3 protein-coding genes and 1 pseudogene are annotated in these 5,661 nt (G+C 46.7%); 3 read left to right on the forward strand and 1 reads right to left on the reverse strand.

All coding sequences use genetic code 11. The features are described 5' to 3' along the window. The first annotated feature begins 50 nt into the window (after nucleotides 1-50). On the forward strand, nucleotides 51-1,265 hold the full coding sequence (locus IQ242_RS15365; protein WP_193960556.1) for a polysaccharide biosynthesis/export family protein: 1,215 nt from the start codon (nucleotides 51-53) through the stop codon (nucleotides 1,263-1,265). Between the two features lie 117 nt (nucleotides 1,266-1,382). After that, complete coding sequence (locus IQ242_RS15370; protein ID WP_193960557.1) at nucleotides 1,383-3,605, forward strand: tyrosine-protein kinase domain-containing protein; 2,223 nt, start codon at nucleotides 1,383-1,385, stop codon at nucleotides 3,603-3,605. Between the two features lie 6 nt (nucleotides 3,606-3,611). On the opposite strand, the gene IQ242_RS15375 is transcribed toward IQ242_RS15370, so the two are convergent. Next, nucleotides 3,612-5,060, reverse strand: a complete 1,449-nt coding sequence (locus IQ242_RS15375) for a family 10 glycosylhydrolase (protein WP_193960558.1) — start codon at nucleotides 5,058-5,060, stop codon at nucleotides 3,612-3,614. Nucleotides 5,061-5,548: 488 nt separating this feature from the next. On the opposite strand from IQ242_RS15375, the pseudogene IQ242_RS15380 reads away from it, so the two are divergent. Next, a pseudogene (locus IQ242_RS15380) lies at nucleotides 5,549-5,661 on the forward strand (ISAs1 family transposase); the annotation flags it as partial.

Below are 5,661 nucleotides of genomic sequence, written 5' to 3' on the forward strand. Positions count from 1 at the left end.
AGATAACTCTCAGAAAATAAATTGATATATCTGTCTGTATGATTCCACCAATGCTCAACAAGTTTTTGCCAGTTAGTTTCTTCAGAACCGGGGCCATAGCCTTATCAGGGTTTAGTCTGACAGGGTTCTTCTGGGTAATTCCCTCCGAGAGCCTCAAGGCCCAGGGTTCTTTGTCCATACCCCAGACTCAACCCGGAACTGGGTTGGAATTTTTGCCCCCCGAACCGCCTAATCCCACCTTTCCTGAAAACACGATTCCCCCTACCGGCTATAGTCCACCGGTTTACTCTCCCAATAATTCCCAATCCCGACAAATTCAGGCCTATCGACTTGATATCGGCGATCAAATTACTGTCTCGGTTCCCGATTTTCCCGAATTTAATTCCACGGGGCCAGTGGATCCCGATGGGAATTTTCTGGTGCCGATTTTAGGGCGTATTCCGGTGCTGGGCTTGACTTTAGACGAAGTGCAAACTAAGATCCGCCTCGAATTGGGGCGAAAATACCTGCGGGAGGAACCGGAAGTGATTGCTGTTTTAACCACTGCTCGTCCCGTCCAGTTAACCATTCTGGGAGAGGTACAGCGACCGGGGTTTTATAATGTTGCTCCTAATACTCCCCTAGCGCAGGTACTTTTGGCGGCGGGTGGCGGCACCCCCAGAGCAGATCTGCGTTCGATCGTTGTCCGTCGGGTTTTAGTCGATGGTACAGTATTAGAGGAGAAACTTGACCTTTATACTCCCTTAGTTAAAGGAGACCGCTTGCCAGATCTGCGTCTGCAAGGGGGCGATGCGGTGATTGTTTCCAAGCTGGAAGTAGGCCAAGAAACGGGATATAATCGCTCCCTGGTGGCTAGAACCACCCTCGCCCAGCAGAATATTACCATCAGGGTTTTAGCTCCCTCACTTCCTTCGGGAATTTCCCTGAGAAATGTTTCGATTCCCAGTGGCAGTACCTTCCTCGATGTGGTGGCTAGTTTACCGGTTTCCGATCGCCTGCGGATTAATGTCAATGAAGTGTCCCTGCTCCGTTTTGACAGTGCCAAAGGGGGAGTTGTTAGTCAAACTTTGAGTCCGATAGCGGCAGTTAGGGGGGATATCTCCCAAAATGTTCCCTTAGAAGATCAAGACGTAATTATCGTCACCCGCACCCTATTGGGGGAAATTTTCGCCGCTTTTAATATCATTACTCAACCCATCCGCGATCTTTCCAGTTTTACCAATACAATTCTCAACATTAGCAATCAATTCGATAACTTACGATAATTGAGGGGCAACTGGCTCCCTTCACTCCTTAACACAACTTCATAAGCTAGGATTTCAAGGGCGAGAATAACTCTTGACCGCTAAAATGTAAAGAATCTGGGAATATATTAAAAAGCTATGGCTCTACCAATTGTAAAACGATTTCTCATCTCGCTAGATCAGAACAAATTTGTGGGAATATTCGTCTTCCTCGTCTGTTTAGGCGGTTCTGTGATCTTTGCTTTCCTACCCGATCCTGAGAAACCCCCCACCTTTTATCGGGCGGTGGGACAATTGGCCTACCGGGTGCCGCCGCCGGCTTTTACCAGTACAGGAACCCAACTGCAAGAACAAGGGCGGGCTATTGATCGCGATTTACTGCTGTCTCCCCGGGTATTGGTCAATGCGGCCAAAAAATTGCAATTTAATCAGGAACAGATGGCTAAAATTCGCGATCAAGATTTAAAAATCACCTTCCCCGGTGAAGTGGAGGGACAAAACAATAATAGCAATCGGTCTCGAGAAACCGACCAACCCCAAGAGGTACTTTTAGAGTTAACGGCCGACTCCCAGTCCAAGGCGGAGTTAATTCTCGAAACCTTGATGAAGGAAATGGTGGAATACAGTCGCTGGCTGAATACTTCCCAGTTACGCGCCCGCATAGAAGCTCTCAGTGTCCGACTCAAAGAAGTCCAAAAAGATTTAACCAGAGCCGAAGAAAAGTTTTATCGCTACATTAGTACCCAGGGTTCAGATTTATTGGCGATTCAAGACGGGAGTTTATTCACCGCTATCACCAGTAGTCAACAGCAACAGCGAGAAATTCGCCTAGAACTGCAAGGCATTCAAGGACAAATTGATAGTCTGAGTAAACAACTCGATTTAACCCCCGATCAAGCTTACACCTCCTCGGCCCTTAGTGCCGACCCGATTATTGCCAGTATCCGAGCGCAGATATTGGATACGGAAGCCCAATTGGAGCGACTAGAGAAGGATTTACGTCCCGAACATCCCACCGTCGTTAAATTACGCAAACAACAGCAAGTTAACGAATCTCTCTTACAAAAAAGAGCCGCCGAGGTGATCGGAAAAGATGGCGTTCTTACCGCTCTTCCCAGCAGTCGCATCCGTCAGCAAAGTAATCTCGATGCCACCCGTCAACAACTAGCGGCTCAATTAGTCACCCTGCAAACCCAGCGCGAGGGTTTAATGAAACAATTAGAGTCCTTGGTGACTCAGGAACAGCAATTACGCTCCCAATACGAGAAATTCCCCGATAAACAGCTACAGCAAGCTCGTTTAACCCAAGCTGTCGCCTTTCAACGGGGTATCTACGAGAATATTCTTAATGCTCTGGTGGATGCTCAGGCCGCAGAAGCGGAAACCGTGGGTAGTCTCACCGTCGCCCAACCGCCGGTTGCTCAACCGATCGAACAGGTGTTTAACCGCAAGAATCGTACCTTGATTCTCTTGGTGGGTGCTGGGTTGGGAACTTTAGCCGGATTGGGTACGATTCTGCTGTTAGCAGTGATCGATGATCGCCTGCACAGTCCCCAAGAATTGCGGGAAGCTTTGGTTAGTCGGGATATACTACTCTTAGGACAATTGCCCATTGTCCGGAATTTAGAGGGCGAGGAAATCGAGCCGATTCTCGCCGATGCTAATGCCAATTATCTCCCCTACTACGAACGTTTACGCAGTACCCTGCGACTTGTTGGCGGCGGCGAAACGGTGAAAGTGGTTGTTGTCACCAGTATTACTGGCGGAGAGGGGAAAACCGCCACTGCCTATAATTTGGCGATCGCAGCATCTTTAGCGGGCCGACGGACTCTCTTAGTAGAAGGAGATCTGAGAAGTCCCTCTAAGGCCGAAGAAATCGGAGTCACTCCCGATCCCAATTCTTTCCGAGAACCCCTACTTTACTACGGGGCAAAAAGTAAATCGATCCGGCTGGCCCCAAATATTGAAAACCTTTCCATTTTGCCTAGTCCCGGTCCGCAAAAACAAGCGGCAGCTATCATTGAATCGAGCGAATTACAATTAATTCTCAAAGATTCTCGCGGCCGTTTCGATCTGGTGATTGTCGATACTCCTTCTCTGTCTAGCTGTAATGATGCTCTTCTCTTAGAAGAACTAGCGGACGGGATTATTCTGGTAACGCGCCAGGGCATAACTCGTTCTAGTCTCTTGAGTGAAGCAACTGACCAGTTAACAGAAGCGGAAGTGAAAATTTTAGGGGCGGTAATTAACTACGTCGATATTACACCGACTCTCAACACCGCCGGGCAGGAACTGCCGCCTTTGATAGTTCCCCCACTACAGGAACAAACAGAGACAGAGGAAGTGAAAGTGGAGGTGTAAATGGGGTTACATTTGACAAAATCTTCTGGCTCGATCAAATTGTGGTTCTTGCCAAGAAAAAGCAAAATGACTGATACTATCTATGCTGGGAAAAGCTAGGCGAATCGCTGCCATTTGCACTTCTAAGGGGGGACGATTGTTATAGGGTTGTCCCCATAAACCCGCTAAAGCTGGGATAACAGGAGTTTGATTTCCCCTGCTTGCCACTACTCTTTTGATCTGATTAACCACACAGGTAGTATCGTTACAATTAGCGTAGGACATGGGATGCCATTCTAGGGAAGGGGGAAAACTATCCCAAGCTTGTAAACGGGAATCAAAACCTTGATTACCCACAAGACGATTCCCATCGGGAAAAAACACTGCTCCGGCGGGAATTCCCTGACGTTCCACTAGGGCAGAAAAATAACTAATATAATCAATTACACCCTGGGCAGCATGGGCAACCGCTAGGAACCAAAGTTCTAATTTGAGGCGATCAAAACGACTTTTAACTGATTGTTTCATCTCCTCTTCTAAGGGGATTCTACCCTGCCAAAGAGGGGCGGTTTCTTGGGGATAAAGGCGATCGGCTTCGACGATATCATGGGGGGAAATTTGACCACGAGTCAGATAGCGATCGATTAAAAATTTGCCCTTATTATTCAATCCTCGATTAATTAAAGCTTGTCGGGATGCGGGACTAAAAATCCATAAATCTTTGACATCATCAGCCACGGAATCGACTCCTGTTCCTCTCGGATAGCGAATATAATCAAATAAAACTCCATCGGGACGACGTTGTAAAATGGCTTCTAGGAGAATTAAATAATCCTGTCGCGCTTGATTACTGTAGGGATCGACAAAAGTTTGGGATCGATCATCGACAAAAGAGGTGCTATCCTGTCCTTTACCATTGCGTGCTAACACCTCCTGTCGCTCGGGTTTTAAGCTATAAGCATAGCCAAAATTGAGGCTAAATAACCAAGCATATACCTTTAAACTGCGTTTATGTCCCTGTTTGATCGCCTGTGCTAATAAATCCACATTTCCAGCACCGGGATTTTTAATCACGCTATCCCAAACCGTGGGATTATTGTTAGGAGGTAACAAGACTTGACCATCGGCAAAAACTTCCAGATAAACTATATTATAACCTTTGGCCACGATGCGATCGAGGATACTTTCTATCGATCCAGGACGGGTATCACAGGAGTAAAGACGTAACCAGATCGCTTGTTCCTGTAACCAGTGTCGGGAACGACAAAAGCGCAATTGTTCAGCATATTTCTGTACTAAAATGTTATATTCTTGGGGGGAAGTTTGACGCAGATTTTCTTGTTGTTTGATTTCCGATTCGGAGAGTTGACAATTATCATTGACAGCGAGGCTAGGGTTAATCCCGAGAGGACTACTCCAGAGGATTATAGCGAGGAAACAGGATAGCGATCGCAGAGAATTGACTTTTTTTAACATAGTTGTTCACGGCAAAAGTAGCAAAGGAGAAATTTCCTTAGTTTGCTATTTTTTTAGCCCTCTTCTAGAACTATAGCAAAAGTCTTAAGTAGGGTTTGCGGCAAAAAGTTTGTTGGTGGGGTTAGGAGACAGGAGACAGGATTTAGTATGAGAGGGTTTCGGAGATTGTCAATGTCCTAACCGCCGATTCGGTTGCGATAACATCTCGAAGGCTCTCCCCCTACTTAGGGTGATCGGCAAACCTGATCTATTGGAGGGCCCAAGCCTTGCGCTCCTACAGTAACGGATTTTGTCCACAATGTAGGGGCGAACTGCGTTCGCCCAAAAGGTACATTATCAAAGCGCAAGTCCCTTAATTGCTCTCACCCCCTTGCCCCCGACGTCGGGGGGCAAGGGGTAGGGCTGTTTCATTCTCCCATCAGAATATCAAAAGTAAAAGCGATCACTGTCTTTGTAAAATGATAAGTGACCGGCAACTTTTAAAACATATGTTGAGCTTAATAGAAAAACTGAAACAAGTCAAGGACTTTCGGAAAGATAAAGGAAAAAGACACCCTTTATGGATAGTATTAGTAGTAATAACACTGGGAACAATGCTAGG

It is taken from the genome of Microcystis sp. LEGE 08355, assembly GCF_015207185.1.
Taxonomy (GTDB): domain Bacteria; phylum Cyanobacteriota; class Cyanobacteriia; order Cyanobacteriales; family Microcystaceae; genus Microcystis; species Microcystis panniformis.